Source organism: Streptococcus sp. 'group B' (assembly GCF_002073795.1).
Lineage (GTDB): Bacteria > Bacillota > Bacilli > Lactobacillales > Streptococcaceae > Streptococcus > Streptococcus agalactiae.
In genome coordinates this window covers 1890732-1910094 of the sequence record NZ_CP020432.1, presented here as the reverse complement: position 1 = coordinate 1910094, position 19363 = coordinate 1890732, and the positions used below count along the sequence as shown (strand labels likewise).

Genomic DNA, 19363 nt, shown 5'->3' with positions numbered 1-19363 from the left:
TTTAGTTAGCAAATAAAAGATTAAAAAAAGTAAGCGATATGATGGATAAAATGCTATAATAGGCTTGAATTTTACAAAAGATAGGGGATTCTTATGTCGGAACCATTATTTTTAGAAGCAAGCATGCACGATAAAATCTGGGGTGGAACAAAGTTAAGGGATGAATTTGGCTATGATATTCCAAGTGAAACAACAGGAGAATATTGGGCTATTTCAGCTCATCCTAACGGTGTCTCAAGAGTTAAGAATGGTCGCTTTAAAGGTTGTTTTTTAGATAAGCTGTATCAAGGTGAAAAAAGCTTATTTGGCAACCCTGATGATACTGTCTTTCCTTTACTAACTAAAATCTTAGATGCTAATGACTGGCTTAGTGTACAGGTTCATCCGGATGATGCTTATGCTCTTAAACATGAAGGTGAACTTGGTAAAACAGAATGTTGGTATATTATTTCTGCTGATGAAGGATCTGAAATTATCTATGGTCATAATGCTAAAACTAAAGAAGAACTTCGCCAAATGATTGAATCTGGAGATTGGGAACATCTTTTAACCCGAATTCCTGTTAAATCAGGGGATTTTTACTACGTTCCAAGTGGGACAATGCATGCTATAGGTAAAGGGATATTAATTTTAGAAACACAGCAATCTAGTGATACTACTTATCGTGTTTATGATTTTGATCGTCCAGATGCTTCAGGAAAATTACGTGATTTACGCATTGAACAATCAATAGATGTTCTCACGATTGGTAAACCTGCCAATACTGTTCCTGCCAATATGAAGTTAAAACATCTATCTTCAACTTTATTAGTTTCAAATGATTTCTTTACAGTTTATAAATGGGAAATTTCTGGTGTTACCAACTTTAAACAATTTGCACCCTACCTTTTGGTTAGTGTCTTAGACGGAGCGGGTCACATTACAGTAGATAACAAAGTTTATACACTTAAAAAAGGTGACCACTTTATCTTGCCAAATGATGTTGTCAAATGGGATATTGATGGACAGTTAGAAATTATAGCAAGTCATGTTAAAAAATAATGAGAGTGGGGATACCACTTGTTTTAATCTCGATTAAAACGACCATTTATTGAAAGACAACATTATTTATGGTAAAATGTGGTGATAAGAGTATCGAAAGGAATTAGAATGGCAAATATTCTACGCACTGTTATTGAAAATGACAAGGGTGAATTAAAAAAATTAGATAAAATAGCTAAGAAAGTTGACTCTTACGCAGATCATATGGCTACGTTATCAGATGAAGCTTTACAAGCAAAAACTCCAGAATTTAAAGAACGTTATCAAAATGGTGAAACTTTAGATCAATTGTTACCGGAAGCGTTTGCGGTAGTTCGTGAAGCTTCTAAACGTGTATTAGGTTTATACCCATACCACGTCCAAATTATGGGTGGTATCGTTCTTCACCATGGTGATATTCCAGAAATGCGTACTGGTGAGGGAAAAACTTTAACAGCGACAATGCCTGTTTATCTAAATGCTATCTCAGGATTAGGTGTTCATGTTATTACTGTTAATGAGTACTTATCAACACGTGATGCGACCGAAATGGGTGAGGTTTATAGTTGGCTTGGATTATCTGTAGGGATTAACTTAGCAGCTAAGTCACCATTTGAAAAACGCGAAGCTTACAATTGTGATATCACATACTCAACTAACGCAGAAGTCGGATTTGACTACCTTCGAGACAATATGGTTGTTCGCCAAGAAGATATGGTGCAACGCCCACTCAACTATGCTTTGGTTGATGAGGTTGACTCTGTATTAATCGATGAAGCTAGGACGCCATTGATTGTTTCAGGTCCTGTAAGCTCTGAGATGAACCAACTGTATACACGTGCGGACATGTTTGTAAAAACGCTTAATAGCGATGATTATATCATTGATGTTCCAACAAAAACAATTGGTTTATCAGATACAGGTATTGACAAGGCTGAAAACTATTTCCATCTAAATAACTTGTATGATCTCGAAAATGTTGCCTTAACTCACTACATTGATAACGCTCTTCGAGCTAACTATATTATGTTGTTAAATATTGATTATGTGGTTAGTGAAGAACAAGAGATTTTAATTGTGGACCAATTTACCGGTCGTACGATGGAAGGACGTCGTTTCTCAGATGGCTTACACCAAGCTATTGAAGCAAAAGAGTCAGTGCCAATCCAAGAAGAATCAAAAACGAGCGCTTCAATTACTTACCAAAATATGTTCCGTATGTACCATAAATTAGCAGGAATGACTGGTACTGGTAAGACTGAGGAAGAAGAGTTTCGTGAAATTTATAATATGCGCGTTATTCCTATCCCAACAAATCGTCCTGTTCAACGTATAGATCATTCAGATCTACTTTATCCAACTCTTGACTCTAAATTTAGAGCGGTGGTAGCAGATGTCAAAGAACGTTATGAACAAGGACAACCTGTACTGGTTGGTACAGTAGCTGTTGAAACGTCAGACTTAATTTCTAGAAAATTAGTTGCTGCTGGAGTACCACATGAAGTTTTGAATGCTAAAAATCACTTTAAAGAAGCTCAAATCATTATGAATGCTGGGCAACGTGGTGCTGTTACAATCGCAACCAACATGGCTGGTCGTGGTACTGATATCAAGCTTGGTGAAGGGGTTCGTGAACTTGGTGGTTTATGTGTTATTGGTACAGAGCGTCATGAAAGCCGTCGTATTGATAACCAGCTTCGTGGTCGTTCGGGTCGTCAAGGAGATCCAGGTGAATCACAATTCTATCTTTCGTTAGAAGATGATTTGATGCGTCGCTTTGGTACAGATCGTATTAAAGTGGTTCTTGAGCGAATGAATTTAGCTGAAGATGATACAGTTATTAAATCAAAAATGTTGACACGACAAGTTGAATCAGCTCAACGCCGCGTTGAAGGTAATAACTATGACACACGTAAACAAGTCTTGCAATACGATGATGTTATGCGTGAACAACGTGAGATTATTTATGCTAACCGTAGAGAAGTGATTACTGCTGAGCGTGATTTAGGATCAGAGCTCAAAGGGATGATTAAACGTACGATTAAAAGAGCAGTTGATGCACATAGCAGAAGCGATAAAAATACTGCAGCAGAAGCTATTGTTAATTTTGCAAGATCGGCGTTATTAGATGAAGAAGCTATCACAGTTTCAGAACTTCGTGGTCTAAAAGAGGCTGAAATTAAAGAACTTCTTTATGAACGTGCCTTAGCTGTTTATGAGCAACAAATTGCTAAATTAAAAGATCCAGAAGCTATTATCGAATTCCAAAAAGTCTTAATCTTGATGGTAGTGGATAATCAATGGACAGAGCATATTGATGCCTTAGATCAATTACGTAACTCCGTTGGACTTCGTGGTTATGCTCAAAATAACCCAATCGTTGAGTATCAATCAGAAGGTTTCCGTATGTTCCAAGATATGATTGGTTCGATTGAGTTTGATGTGACACGTACATTGATGAAAGCTCAAATTCATGAACAAGAGCGTGAACGTGCTTCTCAACATGCTACGACAACAGCAGAGCAAAATATCTCGGCACAACATGTACCTATGAATAATGAATCACCAGAATACCAAGGGATTAAACGTAATGATAAATGTCCTTGTGGCTCTGGCATGAAGTTTAAAAATTGTCATGGTCTGAGATGTTTACAATAACAATGATTTTAAAATAAAAATAAAACAGTCTGAGAAGACTGTTTTATCATTACTTGTCTAATAGTATGACGACTATATTGTATAGCAGAGCTTATTAATAGACTTAGGTTGTATTAGGAAAAAACATGGGATTTCATCAGTTAAGTGATAAAATTAATATTGAAATATTGAAGCAGAAAACTAGCTTAGATCTAGAAGTTAGCCAAAAAAAATTAGCCAAAGAAGAAGAGTTAAAAAATATCATAAAAGGTGAGGATCAGCGGTTTCTAGTAATAGTAGGTCCTTGTTCTGCGGATAATCCAAAGGCGGTGCTAACTTATGCAAAGCGTTTAGCTAAATTGGAAGCTGCCTTTAAAGATAAAATGTTTTTGGTTATGAGAGTTTATACCGCTAAGCCAAGAACGAATGGTGATGGTTATAAAGGCTTAGTTCACCATTCTGACAAACTAGGAGTTTTTTTTCAAGCACGTAAGATGCACTATGACATCATTCGAGAGACTGGACTCCTGACAGCTGATGAATTACTTTATCCAGAGATGTTATCAGTGATGGATGATTTAGTTTCTTACTATGCTATTGGTGCGCGTTCAGTGGAAGATCAGGGACACCGTTTTATATCTTCAGGTATAGATGCACCAGTAGGTATGAAAAATCCAACGTCTGGTAATTTAAGAGTCATGTTTAATGCGGTCTATGCAGCACAAAATCAACAGGAATTATTCTATCAAAATAAGCAAGTTAGAACAGATGGTAATTTGCTGTCACATGTTATTTTGAGAGGATATCATAATGCCGACTATCGAAGTATCCCTAATTATCATTATGAAAACCTTTTAGAAACTATTACTCATTATGAAGAGACTGATTTGCAAAATCCCTTTATTGTTGTTGATACAAATCATGACAATTCAGGTAAGCAATTTTTAGAACAAATTCGCATTGTGAAATCAGTACTTGCAGACCGACAGTGGCATACTAAAATTAGAAACTATGTTCGTGGTTTTTTGATAGAATCTTATTTAGAAGATGGAAGACAAGATAAACCAGATGTTTTTGGTAAGTCTATCACAGATCCATGTCTAGGTTGGGATAAAACAGAAATGCTAATTAGGGATATTTACAATAGTTTGTAAGTATCGAACTTATAGGAGTTACACATGATTGTTGGACACGGAATTGATTTACAAGAGATAGAGGCGATTACTAAAGCATATGAGCGTAATCAACGTTTTGCAGAACGCGTTTTGACCGAACAAGAATTGCTTCTTTTTAAAGGAATTTCCAATCCCAAGCGTCAGATGTCTTTTTTAACAGGGCGATGGGCAGCAAAAGAGGCTTATAGCAAAGCACTTGGAACAGGAATTGGGAAAGTTAATTTTCATGATATCGAAATTTTATCGGATGATAAAGGAGCGCCTTTGATTACAAAAGAACCGTTTAATGGAAAATCTTTTGTTTCAATATCTCATAGTGGTAATTATGCACAAGCTAGTGTTATTTTGGAGGAAGAAAAATGATTTCAAGTTATCATAGACCAACCAGAGCCTTGATAGATTTAGAGGCGATTGCAAATAACGTTAAATCTGTACAAGAGCACATTCCAAGTGATAAAAAAACATTTGCTGTAGTTAAGGCTAATGCTTATGGGCATGGTGCTGTTGAAGTTTCAAAATACATTGAGTCTATTGTAGATGGTTTTTGCGTATCCAATTTAGATGAGGCTATTGAGCTACGTCAAGCAGGAATTGTAAAAATGATATTGGTATTAGGTGTTGTTATGCCTGAGCAGGTTATACTAGCCAAAAATGAAAATATTACTCTAACAGTTACTAGCTTGGAGTGGTTACGTTTATGTCAGACATCAGCAGTAGATTTATCTGGTCTAGAAGTACATATCAAAGTTGATAGTGGAATGGGACGTATAGGTGTTCGCCAGTTAGATGAAGGAAATAAGCTAATTTCTGAATTGGGGGAAAGTGGTGCCTCTGTCAAGGGGATTTTCACCCATTTTGCAACAGCTGATGAAGCCGATAACTGTAAATTCAATCAACAACTTACTTTTTTTAAAGACTTTATTTCAGGATTAGATAATTGTCCGGACCTTGTTCATGCTAGTAATTCTGCTACAAGCCTTTGGCATAGTGAGACAATTTTTAATGCCGTTAGATTGGGTGTTGTTATGTACGGCTTAAATCCAAGTGGAACTGATTTAGACTTACCTTACCCTATAAACCCTGCTTTAAGTTTAGAGTCTGAGCTAGTACATGTTAAACAACTACACGATGGTTCTCAAGTTGGCTATGGCGCAACCTATCAAGTTACTGGAGACGAATTTGTTGGAACAGTACCGATTGGCTACGCTGATGGATGGACACGAGATATGCAAGGATTTTCAGTTATAGTAAATGGAGAACTTTGTGAAATTATTGGGCGTGTCTCGATGGATCAAATGACTATCCGTTTACCTCAAAAATATACTATCGGAACTAAAGTAACCTTGATTGGTCAACAAGGTAGTTGTAACATTACAACTACGGACGTCGCTCAAAAAAGACAGACGATTAATTATGAAGTACTTTGTCTTTTAAGCGATCGTATTCCGAGATATTATTAAAAACAAATGACACAGTAGTTAACTGTTTTAAAAAATTTAAAAATATGTTAGACTAATCAGTGACAATTTTTATAGAAGGGAATCATTAGTATATGTCAAAACAAAAAGTAACGGCAACTTTGTTGTTATCCACTTTAGTCTTATCGCTATCATCACCTTTAGTGACCTTAGCAGAAACTATTAATCCAGAAACAAGCCTGACAATGGCAACAGCATCAACAGAAAGTTCTTCTGAAGCAGAGAAACAGGAAAAAACACAACCTACAGATTCAGAAACTGCTTCACCTTCAGCCGAAGGAAGTATCTCAACAGAAAAAACAGAGATTGGTACGACAGAGACATCATCAAGCAATGAATCATCATCAAGTTCATCACATCAATCTTCTTCCAACGAAGATGCTAAAACATCTGATTCTGCTTCAACAGCATCTACTCCTAGCACTAATACTACAAACAGTAGTCAAGCAGACAGTAAGCCAGGTCAATCAACAAAGACTGAATTAAAACCTGAGCCTACCTTACCATTAGTAGAGCCTAAAATAACTCCCGCTCCGTCTCAGATAGAAAGTGTTCAGACAAATCAGAATGCTTCTGTTCCTGCTTTATCCTTTGATGATAACTTATTATCAACACCGATTTCACCAGTGACAGCAACGCCATTCTACGTAGAACACTGGTCTGGTCAGGATGCCTACTCTCACTATTTATTGTCACATCGTTACGGTATCAAAGCTGAACAATTAGATGGGTACTTAAAATCTTTAGGGATTCAATATGATTCTAATCGTATCAATGGTGCTAAGTTATTACAATGGGAAAAAGATAGTGGTTTAGATGTCCGTGCTATTGTAGCTATTGCTGTCCTTGAAAGTTCATTGGGAACTCAAGGAGTGGCTAAGATGCCAGGTGCTAATATGTTTGGTTATGGTGCCTTTGATCATGACTCTAGCCATGCTAGTGCTTATAATGATGAAGAAGCAATTATGTTGTTGACAAAAAATACAATTATTAAAAACAACAACTCTAGCTTTGAAATCCAAGATTTGAAAGCACAGAAATTATCTTCTGGACAACTTAATACAGTTACTGAGGGTGGTGTTTATTATACAGATAACTCTGGAACTGGTAAACGTCGTGCCCAGATTATGGAAGATTTAGACCGCTGGATTGATCAACATGGAGGGACACCAGAAATTCCTGCTGCCTTGAAAGCTTTATCGACAGCAAGTTTAGCAGATTTACCAAGTGGTTTTAGCTTATCAACAGCGGTTAACACAGCTAGCTATATTGCATCAACTTATCCATGGGGTGAATGTACATGGTATGTCTTTAACCGCGCTAAAGAGTTAGGTTATACATTTGATCCATTTATGGGTAATGGTGGAGATTGGCAACATAAGGCTGGCTTTGAAACAACACATTCACCAAAAGTAGGCTATGCTGTATCATTTTCACCAGGACAAGCTGGTGCTGATGGCACTTACGGTCACGTAGCTATTGTTGAAGAAGTTAAAAAAGATGGTTCAGTTCTCATTTCAGAATCTAATGCAATGGGACGTGGTATTGTCTCTTACCGTACTTTTAGTTCAGCACAAGCTGCACAATTAACTTATGTTATTGGCCATAAATAATTAGACATAATAAAGGCGCTCTTGAGGCGCCTTTTTGGTGATCTTTTAGTATAATAAAAGATATTAGAAGGAGAATCTTATGCTATTACAATCACCAATTTCTAATCTTAAGGGATTTGGACCAAAATCAGCAGAAAAATTTCAGAAATTAGATATTTATACAGTAGAAGATTTACTTCTTTATTATCCGTTTCGCTATGAAGATTTTAAATCAAAATCTGTTTTTGATTTAGTGGATGGTGAAAAAGCAGTCATTACAGGCTTAGTCGTTACTCCAGCTAATGTACAATATTATGGTTTTAAACGTAACCGTTTAAGTTTCAAATTGCGTCAAGGGGAAGCTGTCTTAAATGTTAGTTTTTTTAATCAACCCTATTTAGCTGATAAAATAGAACTTGGTCAAGAGGTAGCTGTCTTTGGTAAATGGGATGCAACTAAATCAGCTATTACTGGGATGAAGGTTTTAGCTCAAGTTGAAGATGACATGCAACCTGTTTATCGCGTATCTCAGGGAATTTCACAGTCTACTTTGATTAAAGCTATTAAGTCAGCTTTTGAAATCAATGCGCATTTGGAATTGAAGGAAAATTTACCAGCTACTTTATTGGGAAAATACCGATTGATGGGTCGTAGTCAGGCTTGTTTAGCTATGCATTTCCCAAAAGATATCACAGAGTATAAGCAAGCGCTCCGTCGGATTAAATTTGAAGAATTATTTTACTTTCAAATGAACCTTCAAGTTTTGAAAGCCGAAAATAAATCTGAAACAAATGGTTTGTCTATTCTTTATAGTAAACATGCTATGGAGACAAAGATTTCATCTTTACCTTTTATTCTAACGAATGCTCAAAAGCGCTCTTTAGATGAAATATTATCTGATATGTCATCGGGAGCTCATATGAATCGTTTATTGCAAGGAGATGTAGGATCAGGAAAGACAGTCATTGCTGGTCTATCAATGTATGCAGCTTATACAGCAGGTTTTCAATCGGCTTTGATGGTTCCAACGGAAATCCTAGCTGAACAACACTACATTAGTCTGCAAGAGTTATTTCCAGATTTATCAATCGCTATATTAACTTCGGGTATGAAAGCAGCTGTTAAGCGTACGGTTTTAGCAGCTATTGCAAATGGCTCGGTTGATATGATTGTAGGAACTCATGCTCTTATCCAGGACTCGGTACAGTACCATAAACTGGGGCTTGTAATTACAGACGAGCAACATCGTTTTGGTGTTAAACAGCGTAGAATTTTCCGTGAAAAGGGAGAAAATCCTGATGTTTTAATGATGACAGCCACCCCAATTCCCCGAACTCTAGCAATCACAGCTTTTGGAGAAATGGATGTTTCTATTATTGATGAATTACCTGCCGGTCGTAAACCTATTATTACACGCTGGGTGAAACACGAGCAGCTAGGTACTGTGTTGGAATGGGTAAAAGGTGAATTGCAAAAAGATGCTCAAGTGTATGTCATTTCACCGTTGATTGAAGAGTCAGAAGCTTTAGATTTAAAGAATGCAGTAGCATTGCATGCTGAATTATCTACTTATTTTGAAGGAATTGCTAAGGTTGCTCTTGTACATGGACGTATGAAAAATGATGAAAAAGATGCTATAATGCAAGATTTCAAGGATAAAAAAAGTCATATTTTAGTATCTACAACAGTTATTGAAGTAGGGGTAAATGTCCCAAATGCAACGATCATGATTATTATGGATGCCGATCGTTTTGGATTAAGCCAGCTACATCAACTTCGTGGGCGTGTTGGTCGTGGATATAAACAATCATACGCTGTTTTAGTGGCTAATCCCAAAACTGATTCTGGGAAAAAACGAATGACAATCATGACAGAAACGACAGATGGTTTCGTTTTAGCTGAGTCGGATTTAAAAATGCGTGGTTCTGGTGAAATCTTTGGTACTCGTCAGTCTGGAATTCCAGAATTTCAAGTAGCTGATATCGTTGAGGATTATCCTATTTTAGAAGAAGCCAGACGTGTTGCTAGTGATATTGTCAAAGATAATAATTGGAAAGAAAATACAGAATGGGCACTTATTCTAGATAATTTACGCCAACATTCAGATTTTGATTAAGTTTCTATTAAGGCTGTGCTAAGCTCAGTTTAAGCTTGCTGTCATATGATATTCCTATCACAGATGTGGAGGTATGTTATGACAATAATGATTACTGTAATTTATAATAGTACTTTTCAGAATAGATTTTTCTTACCGACTTATTTAGTCAATAATGAGTATCAGAAAAAAAGTTGAGTTAAATTTACTCAGCTTTTTGCATTTGTAATAGTAAGCCTTTTCATAGAAATTTTGTTATAATGAATTGATTAATCTTTCTGTTAATACAAACAGATTAGAATGGGGTGCATATGTTACAAAACATTGGACAAACAGGCATTCAAGCAACTCGAATTGCTTTAGGTTGTATGAGAATGAGTGACTTGAAAGGAAAACAAGCTGAAGAAGTAGTTGGAACAGCATTAGATTTGGGTATTAATTTTTTTGATCATGCTGATATTTATGGGGGAGGGCTATCTGAATTACGCTTTCGAGATGCAATCAAACATTTAAATGTCAATCGTGACAAAATGATTATTCAATCTAAATGTGGGATACGAGAAGGTTACTTTGATTTTTCTAAAGAGTATATTTTATCATCAGTAGATGGTATTTTAGAAAGATTAGGGACAGAATATTTAGATTTTCTCATTCTTCATCGTCCAGATGTATTAGTTGAGCCTGAAGAAGTAGCAGAAGCATTTACCAAACTGAGGGCAGAAGGTAAAGTAAAACACTTTGGTGTTAGCAATCAAAACCGGTTTCAAATGGAGTTGTTACAATCCTACCTTGACGAGCCCTTAGCAGTGAATCAACTTCAGTTATCGCCAGCACATACACCAATGTTTGATGCAGGGTTAAATGTTAACATGTTAAATAAAGCTTCAATTGAACATGATGATGGCATTGTTGATTATTGTCGTCTTAAAAGAGTTACCATTCAAGCTTGGTCTCCATTTCAAATTGATTTATCTCGTGGTTTATTTGTTAATCATCCGGATTATAAGGAATTAAATGAAACCATAGCTAAACTGGCAAAAAACTACAATGTTAGCAGCGAAGCTATTGTGATTGCATGGATTTTACGTCATCCTGCCAAAATGCAGGCGATTGTTGGTTCAATGAATCCATCTCGTTTAAAGGCGATTGATAAGGCTAATGATATCGCTTTAACCCGTAAAGAATGGTATGATATTTACCGTAGTGCAGGTAATATATTGCCTTAAACTAAGGGAGAGAGTATAAATTACATACTCTCTTTTTAATTGAGTCAGTTTTTGGTAAAATGAACTGAAATAAATTGTTAAGAAAGAAGGTTATACAATGAATTCATTAAATGGGGAAACTTTACTAACTGGTCTAATTGCCAATCCTGCACGCCACTCTCTATCCCCGTTAATGTGGAATACCTCTTTTCAAGAAAAAAACATGAATTATGCCTATCTGACATTTGAAGTAGAAGAGGGTAAATTAACAGAAGCTGTTCGAGGTGTCAGGGCATTGAGTATTCGTGGTGTTAATGTTTCAATGCCATTTAAACAGAGTGTTATCCCTTTGCTAGATGATTTATCTCCTCAAGCTAAATTAGTGGGTGCTGTAAATACTATCGTTAATCAAGGTGGAACCGGACGTTTAGTAGGCCATATGACAGATGGCATTGGTTGTTTTAAAGCTTTAGCAGCTCAAGGTTTCAGTGCTAAAAATAAAATAATTACAATAGCTGGTATTGGTGGTTCAGGTAAAGCAGTTGCAGTTCAAGCAGCTATGGAGGGAGTTGCGGAAATTAGATTATTTAATCGTAACAGCTCAAATTACGATAAGGTCATTGACTTATCAGATAAAATTAAAAAACAGTTTCAAATAAAGGTAGTCGTTGATTATCTAGAAAATAAGACAGCATTTAAAGACGCTATTAGAACTAGTCATTTTTATATTGATGCTACTAGTTTAGGAATGAGGCCATTAGATAATTATAGTTTAATTAACGATCCAGAAATTTTAACACCGAATTTAGTAGTTGTCGACTTGGTTTACAAGCCTAAAGAAACAGCATTGTTACGATTTGTTAGACAAAATGGAGTGAAACATGCTTATAATGGTCTAGGGATGCTGATTTATCAAGGAGCAGAAGCATTTCAATTAATAACGAATCAAGAAATGCCTATTAGCAGTGTTGAGAGAGTATTACAAACTGAAAATTAATAAAAAACTCTAGAAATATTTCTAGAGTTTTTTATCAACCTTCAATATAGTCTTTTAGATTTTGCCCTGTGAGACCTGCATTGAGTGCAATGAGTAATTTGAGTCTGGCTTTGGGAGCGTTTAGTTCTTTAACAAACATGACACCAGATTCTTGTAATTTTGCTCCGCCACCTTCATATCCGTAAACTGGCTCAGCAATACCATTAAAACAGCGAGACACTAGAACAACAGGGACACCTTGCTCAATTAATTCTTCGATTTCTTGTGCAGCTTTTGGGGGCATATTCCCTGCACCGAGTGCTTCAATAACTAATCCGCTAATATTTTGAGAATTTAAAAAGCTAATGATACCACTATCACCCATGCCAGCATATGCTTTCACGATAGGAACAGTTCCTGTAATTTTATCTAAATCAAAACGAACTCTCTCTTCAGTTGCTTTAAAGAAAAGCAGGTCTTGTTTCATAATAATCCCAAGGGGGCCATGTGTAGGGGTTTGGAATGTCGAAACGTTTGTTGTATGTGTTTTTGTGACATATTTAGCAGCATGTATCTCATCATTCATGACAACTAGCACCCCCTTGTCGGCAGCTTTAGTACTATTAGCGACACGGAGGGCTGATAGGTAATTATAAACGCCATCGCTACCAAGTTCATTTGTGCTTCTCATAGCACCGGTAATGATGATTGGGATTTTAGGGAGTATCATTGTGTCTAAAAAATATGCTGTTTCTTCTAAAGTGTCAGTCCCATGCGTAATGACAACTCCATCAAAATTACTGGCATGTTGCTTCAGATAGTGATAGATATCAAGCATATGATGAGGGGTGATTTGAGGACTGGGAAGATTTAGAAAATCTACAACAGTCAAATCAAGGTCATCTAATGATAAATCAACGTATTTCATTGGGTTATCGGCGCTGGACATGACCTGTCCCTTCTCGTTAGCATTCATGGAAATCGTTCCACCTGTGTGTAGAACAAGGATTTTTTTCATTGATTTTATACTTCTTTCAAGTTGTGATATAATTTATTTTATCATAAAAAAGAGGGGATGTTGACCCAGTGGCAATTAAGGCAGTATTTTTTGATATTGATGGTACACTTCTTAATGATCGTAAGAATGTACAAAAGTCAACAATTAAAGCAATTCGAAATTTGAAAGACCAAGGAATACTAGTCGGTTTAGCAACGGGGCGAGGTCCTAGTTTTGTACAACCTTTTTTAGAAAACCTTGGTTTAGATTTTGCTGTAACCTATAATGGTCAATATATCTATAGTAGAAGTGAAATTATTTATACCAATCAATTATCTAAGACAACTGTCTATCGTCTGATTCGTTATGCTGGAGCAAGAAGAAGAGAAATTTCATTAGGAACAGCCTCAGGATTACTCGGTTCAGGTATTATTGGTCTAGGAACTAGCCGTTTGGGGCAGATTGTATCTAGCCTTGTTCCGAGAAAATGGGCAAAAGCGATTGAACGAAGCTTTAAGCATTTTATTCGTCGGATTAAACCTCAAAATATTGATAGCCTCATGGTTATCTTACGAGAACCTATTTATCAGGTCGTTTTAGTTGCAACAGAGGGCGAATCAGAGCGAATTCAAAAACAATTTCCTCGTGTTAAATTAACAAGAAGCAGTCCTTACTCAATGGATGTCATTTCTGAAGGGCAGTCAAAAGTTAAGGGAATTGAACGTGTTGGTCAATGCTATGGTTTTGATTTATCAGAAGTGATAGCATTTGGAGATTCTGATAATGATATTGAGATGTTATCTCAAGTTGGTATTGGTGTTGCCATGGGGAACGCTAGTCAGCAAGTGAAAGAAAATGCACGTTATACAACTGCTGACAATAATGATGATGGTATCTCTAAGGCATTAGCCCATTATGGACTTATCCAATTTGAGATTGAAAAAACATTCAGTAGTCGTGACGAGAATTTCAATAAAGTAAAATCTTTCCATCTATTAATGGATGGTGAAACTATTGAAACGCCACGCTTATATGACAGTAAGGAAGCTGGTTTTAGGTCGGACTTTAAAGTAGAAGAAATCGTTGAGTTCTTGTATGCTGCTAGTCAAGGTAACCAAGAAGTATTTGACCAATCTATCCGTAATTTACACTTAGCTATTGATAAAGCAAGAGATAAGGTTATTTCTAAAGACCATCCAGAAACACCATTAGTGGGAGAAGTGGATGCCTTAACAGATTTACTTTATCTGACTTATGGCTCCTTTGTTCTTATGGGAGTCGACCCAAAACCTCTTTTTGATACAGTACATGAGGCCAATATGGGTAAAATCTTTCCAGATGGCAAAGCTCATTTTGATCCTGTTACTCATAAAATTTTAAAACCAGACGACTGGGAAGAACATTTCGCTCCTGAGCCATCAATTCGACGTGAATTAGATAGCCAAATTCAGAAATCCTTAAATCGAAAATAAAAATATCCTGAGTTAATATAACTCAGGATATTTTAGAAAGTGAGCGTATTAAATTTACATTGTTTTATTAGGGTCACGTACAATGAGTAAATCTACTTTAGCGTGACGAAGGATGTATTCTGAGGAAGATCCGATAAGGAAACGTTCAAAGGTATTAAGACCTGTTGCACCAACCATAATCAAGTCTACTTTTTCTTTTTCTGGAATATCATGTGCAAGTAATGTTTTGGGATTACCAAATTCAATGACTTGTCTAACTTTATCTGCTCCTTTTTCACGAGCTTGTTTTTCATATTCCTCAAGGACATCTTTTGCTTCTTTTTCTAATTTTTCATAGATATAAGTATCAAATGTCGCAAAGCTTTGTAGAGCACGTGTATCTATAACATGTGTCAAGATTAATTCAGAATCATTGCGAAGAGCAACGTTAACTGCCTTTTCAAAAGCAAGTTCAGATTCTGTTGATCCATCAATAGCGACAAGGATGCGTTCATATTTTTGTGACATAAGCCTGTCCTCCTCTAAATATAACCAAAAGAGATAACCTCTTGCACTCAACTAGCCATCTTATCAGAAGGAGTGAGTGATGAGTAAGTTAGATATGTTGGTTATTCATTTTATAGCTATATTATAACGTTTTTTCTAGAAAAATGAAAGCGTTTTATGTTAGTTTTCTGAAATAGCTTAATATTAACTTAATCGCTTGATAAACCGCAGTAAATGTTTCAATTTTGAGAATATTTGTTTTATAATGGAAGATACGAGGTATTTTTATGAAGATATTTGATAAATCAATGAAGCTGGAACATGTGGCTTATGATATTAGAGGCCCTGTTTTAGAAGAGGCGGACCGCATGAGGGCAAATGGTGAAAAGATATTGCGGTTAAATACTGGAAATCCAGCTGCCTTTGGCTTCGAAGCGCCAGATGAAGTCATTCGTGATTTAATTACGAATGCGCGTGAATCAGAAGGTTACTCTGATTCGAAAGGTATTTTTTCAGCTCGTAAGGCTGTTATGCAGTATTACCAGTTACAAAACATCCATGTTGACATGGATGATATATACATTGTTAATGGTGTTAGTGAGGGAATCTCTATGTCAATGCAAGCTTTGCTTGATAATGATGACGAGGTTCTAGTTCCAATGCCAGATTACCCGTTATGGACAGCTTGTGTTAGCCTTGCTGGAGGAAATGCTGTGCATTATATTTGTGATGAGGAAGCTAATTGGTATCCTGATATTGATGATATCAAATCAAAAATCACATCCAAAACAAAAGCAATCGTCCTCATTAATCCAAATAATCCAACTGGAGCAGTCTATCCGCGTGAAATTCTGCAAGAGATTGTGGATATCGCTAGACAAAATGACTTGATTATTTTTTCAGACGAGGTTTATGACCGTTTAGTTATGGATGGAATGGAGCATATCCCAATTGCTTCTATTGCAGAGGATATTTTTACAGTTACTTTATCTGGCTTATCTAAATCACATCGCATCTGTGGTTTCCGCGTTGGTTGGATGGTATTGTCTGGTCCGCGACAACATGTTAAAGGTTATATTGAAGGTTTGAATATGTTAGCTAACATGAGGCTGTGTTCAAATGTTCTTGCTCAACAGGTTATTCAAACATCGTTAGGCGGACAGCAATCTATTGATAGTATGTTGTTGCCAGGAGGTCGTATCTACGAGCAACGTAATTATATCCATAAAGCAATTAATGAAATACCTGGTTTATCTGCTGTAAAACCAAATGCTGGACTGTATCTTTTCCCTAAAATTGATACAGATATGTACCGTATTGATAATGATGAAGAGTTTGTGCTTAATTTCTTAAAACAAGAAAAAGTATTACTAACACACGGTAGAGGATTTAATATGAATACCGCTGACCATTTTAGAATTGTTTACTTACCACGTGTTGATGAATTGACTGAACTACAAGAAAAAATGGCTCGCTTTTTAAGCCAATACAAGCGCTAGAATGAATTTTTATTAGATAAACATTAAATTAACAATAGAAGTTCTTAAAATGTACTGATATCGATTTGCAAAAGCTAAAATGCTTTGATATAATTGTAACGCAAAACATACAAAGGATGAAGGAAATGCCGAATTTATTAGAAAAAACTAGAAAAATTACATCCATCTTACAGCGTTCCGTAGATAGCTTAGATGCCGAATTACCATATAATACAATGGCGGCTCAATTAGCTGATATTATTGACTGTAACGCATGTATTATTAATGGTGGTGGTAACTTACTTGGCTATGCCATGAAATATAAAACAAACACTGACCGTGTGGAAGAATTTTTTGAAACAAAACAATTCCCAGATTACTATGTTAAATCTGCTAGTCGTGTTTATGATACAGAAGCTAACTTATCAGTAGATAATGATTTGTCAATTTTCCCAGTTGAGACAAAGGAAAACTTCCAAGATGGTATTACAACAATCGCTCCAATTTATGGTGGTGGAATGCGCTTGGGAACATTTATTATCTGGCGTAATGATAAAGAATTTAGCGACGATGATTTGATTTTAGTTGAAATTGCAAGCACCGTTGTTGGTATTCAATTACTTAACCTTCAAACAGAAAATCTAGAAGAAAATATTCGTAAACAAACAGCGGTGACAATGGCTATCAACACTTTATCTTATTCAGAAATGAAAGCTGTAGCTGCTATCTTAGGAGAATTAGATGGACTTGAAGGACGCCTAACGGCATCTGTTATTGCAGACCGTATTGGAATTACACGTTCCGTTATTGTAAATGCTCTTCGTAAATTGGAGTCTGCGGGAATCATTGAGAGCCGCTCACTCGGTATGAAGGGAACATACCTCAAAGTTATTAACGAAGGTATTTTTGACAAATTAAAAGAATATAATTAATCATAGCATGGGACTGGGAGTAGCTTTCAGTTCCTTTTTTGAAATCAAGAGGAGATAAGAAGAAAAATGACAAAAGCACTCATCTCAATAGACTACACATATGATTTTGTGGCAGATGATGGGAAATTAACGGCAGGTAAACCAGCGCAATCTATCGCTTCAGCTATAGCTGACGTTACAGAGAAAGCATACCGGTCAGGGGATTATATTTTTTTTGCGATTGATAATCATGATATTGGAGATGTTTTTCATCCAGAGACCAATCTTTTTCCTGAGCATAATATTAAAGGGACTTCTGGTAGAAACCTATATGGTCCTTTGGGAACTCTATATGAAACTATTAAGGAAGATAGTCGTGTTTTTTGGATAGATAAGCGCCATTATTCTGCCTTTTCTGGTACTGATTTAGATATTCGCCTACGTGAAAGACGAGTAGATACTTTGATATTGACAGGAGTACTGACAGATATTTGTGTATTACACACAGCAATTGATGCTTATAACTTAGGTTATAAAATTGAGGTCCCAGCAGCTGCTGTAGCCAGCTTAAATGATAGTAATCATCAATGGGCTTTAAATCATTTTAAAACTGTTCTTGGTGCAACTATTCTTTAGTTGAATTATAAAAGAGGTTAGATTTTTATCTAACCTCTTTTATAGTTTAGTCGTAATCATAAAAGCCGTGTCCAGCAGCTTTACCGGTACGTCCTTTATCAATGAATTCTTCTTTAAGCATTTTTGCAAGGTGAGCATGTAAACTATTAGGATCGCTGGTGGTATCTGAATAATTCTTCATGATATTATAAGCGGTATCGATGCCAATAATATCTAAAATTTCTAAAGGTCCCATCGGTGCTCCTGTTCCTAACTTCCAGGTTTTATCAATAGTTTCAGAATCAGAAACCTTATTATAGTACAATGCTAATGCACTCTCTAAGAATGGAACTAGTATTGAATTAAGAATATAGCCAGGTTGTTCTTTATGAATATATAAAGGTACCATACCAATATCTTTTGAGAATGCCAAAGCTTCTTTGACAACCTCGTCGTCAGTTCCCTTATGTCCCATAATTTCAACAATATTATTTTGCCAAATATTGTTAGCGAAATGCATTGCTAAAAATTTGTCAGGCCGTCCTGTTATATCAGCAAACTGACTTGGAACAAGTGTTGAAGAATTTGTTGCAAAGATTGTCTTTGAAGGTGCCACTTTAGCTAATTGTTTGTAAAAATCTTCTTTTATACTAACTGTTTCTGGGACAGCTTCGATTACTAAATCGGCGTCACTTACAGCTTGGTCTAAGTTTTTTGAAAAAGTAATTTGGTTTGGTAAATCAGCAATCAAGTCTAATGAATCGGCAACTTTTGAAAGAAAAATATGGTCTAAGCTAGGCAATAAGTTTTTATTATACTTGATACTTTTAGCTTTATCACTATATGCTTCTTTTGCTGTTTCAATTTCTGATTGATAGACTTTAGCTAATTTTTTGATGCGTTCTTTTCCCTTATTTAAAGCTTCATCGTTAATGTCATATATGGTGACAGACATTCCTTTGTAAGCTGCTTGAAAGGCGATTTGACTACCTAGAACGCCACTTCCTGCAACAGTGAGATTTTTAATTGTCATATTACAACCTCCGATACTTATATTCGAAAACGTTTTCGAAGAAAGTTTAACAAAAGATATGTCTAAAAGCAAATATATAGTATGATTATTTTTAAAATAGTATCTTTTTTTACTTGATTTCAGTAAAAAAAGATATATAATATAACATATAAAATAAATAGTATACAATATATAAAGAAGGTGATCTTATTCA

The 19363-nt window shown here is 35.9% G+C and carries 16 protein-coding genes; 13 read left to right on the top strand and 3 right to left on the bottom strand.

Going from position 1 to position 19363, the window contains the following annotated elements:
* Nucleotides 1-93: 93 nt before the first annotated feature.
* The 9 genes from manA (at nucleotide 94) to aroE (ending at nucleotide 12199) form a co-directional block, all read left to right on the top strand.
* Nucleotides 94-1041: a mannose-6-phosphate isomerase, class I gene (manA, locus tag A6J68_RS10000; protein WP_001294265.1), complete on the top strand. Its 948-nt coding sequence runs from the start codon at nucleotides 94-96 to the stop codon at nucleotides 1039-1041.
* A 108-nt stretch (nucleotides 1042-1149) separates the two neighbouring features.
* Nucleotides 1150-3678: a preprotein translocase subunit SecA gene (gene secA, locus A6J68_RS09995; RefSeq protein WP_001284146.1), complete on the top strand. Its 2529-nt coding sequence runs from the start codon at nucleotides 1150-1152 to the stop codon at nucleotides 3676-3678.
* Nucleotides 3679-3803: 125 nt separating this feature from the next.
* Nucleotides 3804-4811: a 3-deoxy-7-phosphoheptulonate synthase gene (locus A6J68_RS09990; protein ID WP_000505724.1), complete on the top strand. Its 1008-nt coding sequence runs from the start codon at nucleotides 3804-3806 to the stop codon at nucleotides 4809-4811.
* Nucleotides 4812-4835: 24 nt separating this feature from the next.
* Nucleotides 4836-5195, top strand: coding sequence for a holo-ACP synthase (gene acpS / locus A6J68_RS09985; RefSeq protein WP_000635015.1), 360 nt, complete (start codon nucleotides 4836-4838; stop codon nucleotides 5193-5195).
* Nucleotides 5192-6292: an alanine racemase gene (alr, locus tag A6J68_RS09980; protein ID WP_000625944.1), complete on the top strand. Its 1101-nt coding sequence runs from the start codon at nucleotides 5192-5194 to the stop codon at nucleotides 6290-6292. Before acpS ends, alr begins: the two co-directional genes overlap by 4 nt.
* A 92-nt stretch (nucleotides 6293-6384) precedes the next feature.
* Nucleotides 6385-7923 (top strand): CHAP domain-containing protein, encoded by a 1539-nt coding sequence (locus A6J68_RS09975; protein ID WP_000043265.1) that lies wholly within the window; start codon nucleotides 6385-6387, stop codon nucleotides 7921-7923.
* Nucleotides 7924-8002: 79 nt separating this feature from the next.
* The gene (gene recG, locus A6J68_RS09970; RefSeq protein ID WP_000926641.1) at nucleotides 8003-10018 is read left to right on the top strand and encodes an ATP-dependent DNA helicase RecG; all 2016 of its coding nucleotides are present in this window, start codon (nucleotides 8003-8005) and stop codon (nucleotides 10016-10018) included.
* 290 nt (nucleotides 10019-10308) lie between these two features.
* Nucleotides 10309-11223: an aldo/keto reductase gene (locus A6J68_RS09965; RefSeq protein WP_000939997.1), complete on the top strand. Its 915-nt coding sequence runs from the start codon at nucleotides 10309-10311 to the stop codon at nucleotides 11221-11223.
* Between the two features lie 97 nt (nucleotides 11224-11320).
* Complete coding sequence (gene aroE / locus A6J68_RS09960; RefSeq protein ID WP_001086868.1) at nucleotides 11321-12199, top strand: shikimate dehydrogenase; 879 nt, start codon at nucleotides 11321-11323, stop codon at nucleotides 12197-12199.
* A gap of 34 nt (nucleotides 12200-12233) precedes the next feature.
* On the opposite strand, the gene A6J68_RS09955 is transcribed toward aroE, so the two are convergent.
* Nucleotides 12234-13196, bottom strand: a complete 963-nt coding sequence (locus tag A6J68_RS09955; protein WP_000723059.1) for an asparaginase — start codon at nucleotides 13194-13196, stop codon at nucleotides 12234-12236.
* A gap of 68 nt (nucleotides 13197-13264) precedes the next feature.
* On the opposite strand from A6J68_RS09955, the gene A6J68_RS09950 reads away from it, so the two are divergent.
* Nucleotides 13265-14647 carry an HAD-IIB family hydrolase gene (locus A6J68_RS09950; protein WP_000974892.1) on the top strand — a complete coding sequence of 461 codons (1383 nt, stop codon included), beginning with the start codon at nucleotides 13265-13267 and terminating at the stop codon, nucleotides 14645-14647.
* Between the two features lie 54 nt (nucleotides 14648-14701).
* On the opposite strand, the gene A6J68_RS09945 is transcribed toward A6J68_RS09950, so the two are convergent.
* Nucleotides 14702-15154: a universal stress protein gene (locus tag A6J68_RS09945; RefSeq protein ID WP_000080032.1), complete on the bottom strand. Its 453-nt coding sequence runs from the start codon at nucleotides 15152-15154 to the stop codon at nucleotides 14702-14704.
* 266 nt (nucleotides 15155-15420) lie between these two features.
* Here A6J68_RS09945 and A6J68_RS09940 point away from each other — a divergent pair, with 266 nt between their 5' ends.
* The 3 genes from A6J68_RS09940 (at nucleotide 15421) to A6J68_RS09930 (ending at nucleotide 18158) form a co-directional block, all read left to right on the top strand.
* On the top strand, nucleotides 15421-16632 hold the full coding sequence (locus A6J68_RS09940) for a pyridoxal phosphate-dependent aminotransferase (RefSeq protein WP_000688108.1): 1212 nt from the start codon (nucleotides 15421-15423) through the stop codon (nucleotides 16630-16632).
* Nucleotides 16633-16757: 125 nt separating this feature from the next.
* Nucleotides 16758-17543: a GTP-sensing pleiotropic transcriptional regulator CodY gene (codY, locus tag A6J68_RS09935; protein WP_001133183.1), complete on the top strand. Its 786-nt coding sequence runs from the start codon at nucleotides 16758-16760 to the stop codon at nucleotides 17541-17543.
* A gap of 66 nt (nucleotides 17544-17609) precedes the next feature.
* Nucleotides 17610-18158, top strand: coding sequence for a cysteine hydrolase family protein (locus A6J68_RS09930; protein WP_000158744.1), 549 nt, complete (start codon nucleotides 17610-17612; stop codon nucleotides 18156-18158).
* Nucleotides 18159-18204: 46 nt separating this feature from the next.
* Here the strand turns inward: A6J68_RS09930 and A6J68_RS09925 are convergent, their stop codons facing one another.
* Nucleotides 18205-19170: a 3-hydroxyacyl-CoA dehydrogenase gene (locus A6J68_RS09925; protein WP_000153121.1), complete on the bottom strand. Its 966-nt coding sequence runs from the start codon at nucleotides 19168-19170 to the stop codon at nucleotides 18205-18207.
* Nucleotides 19171-19363: the final 193 nt, after the last annotated feature.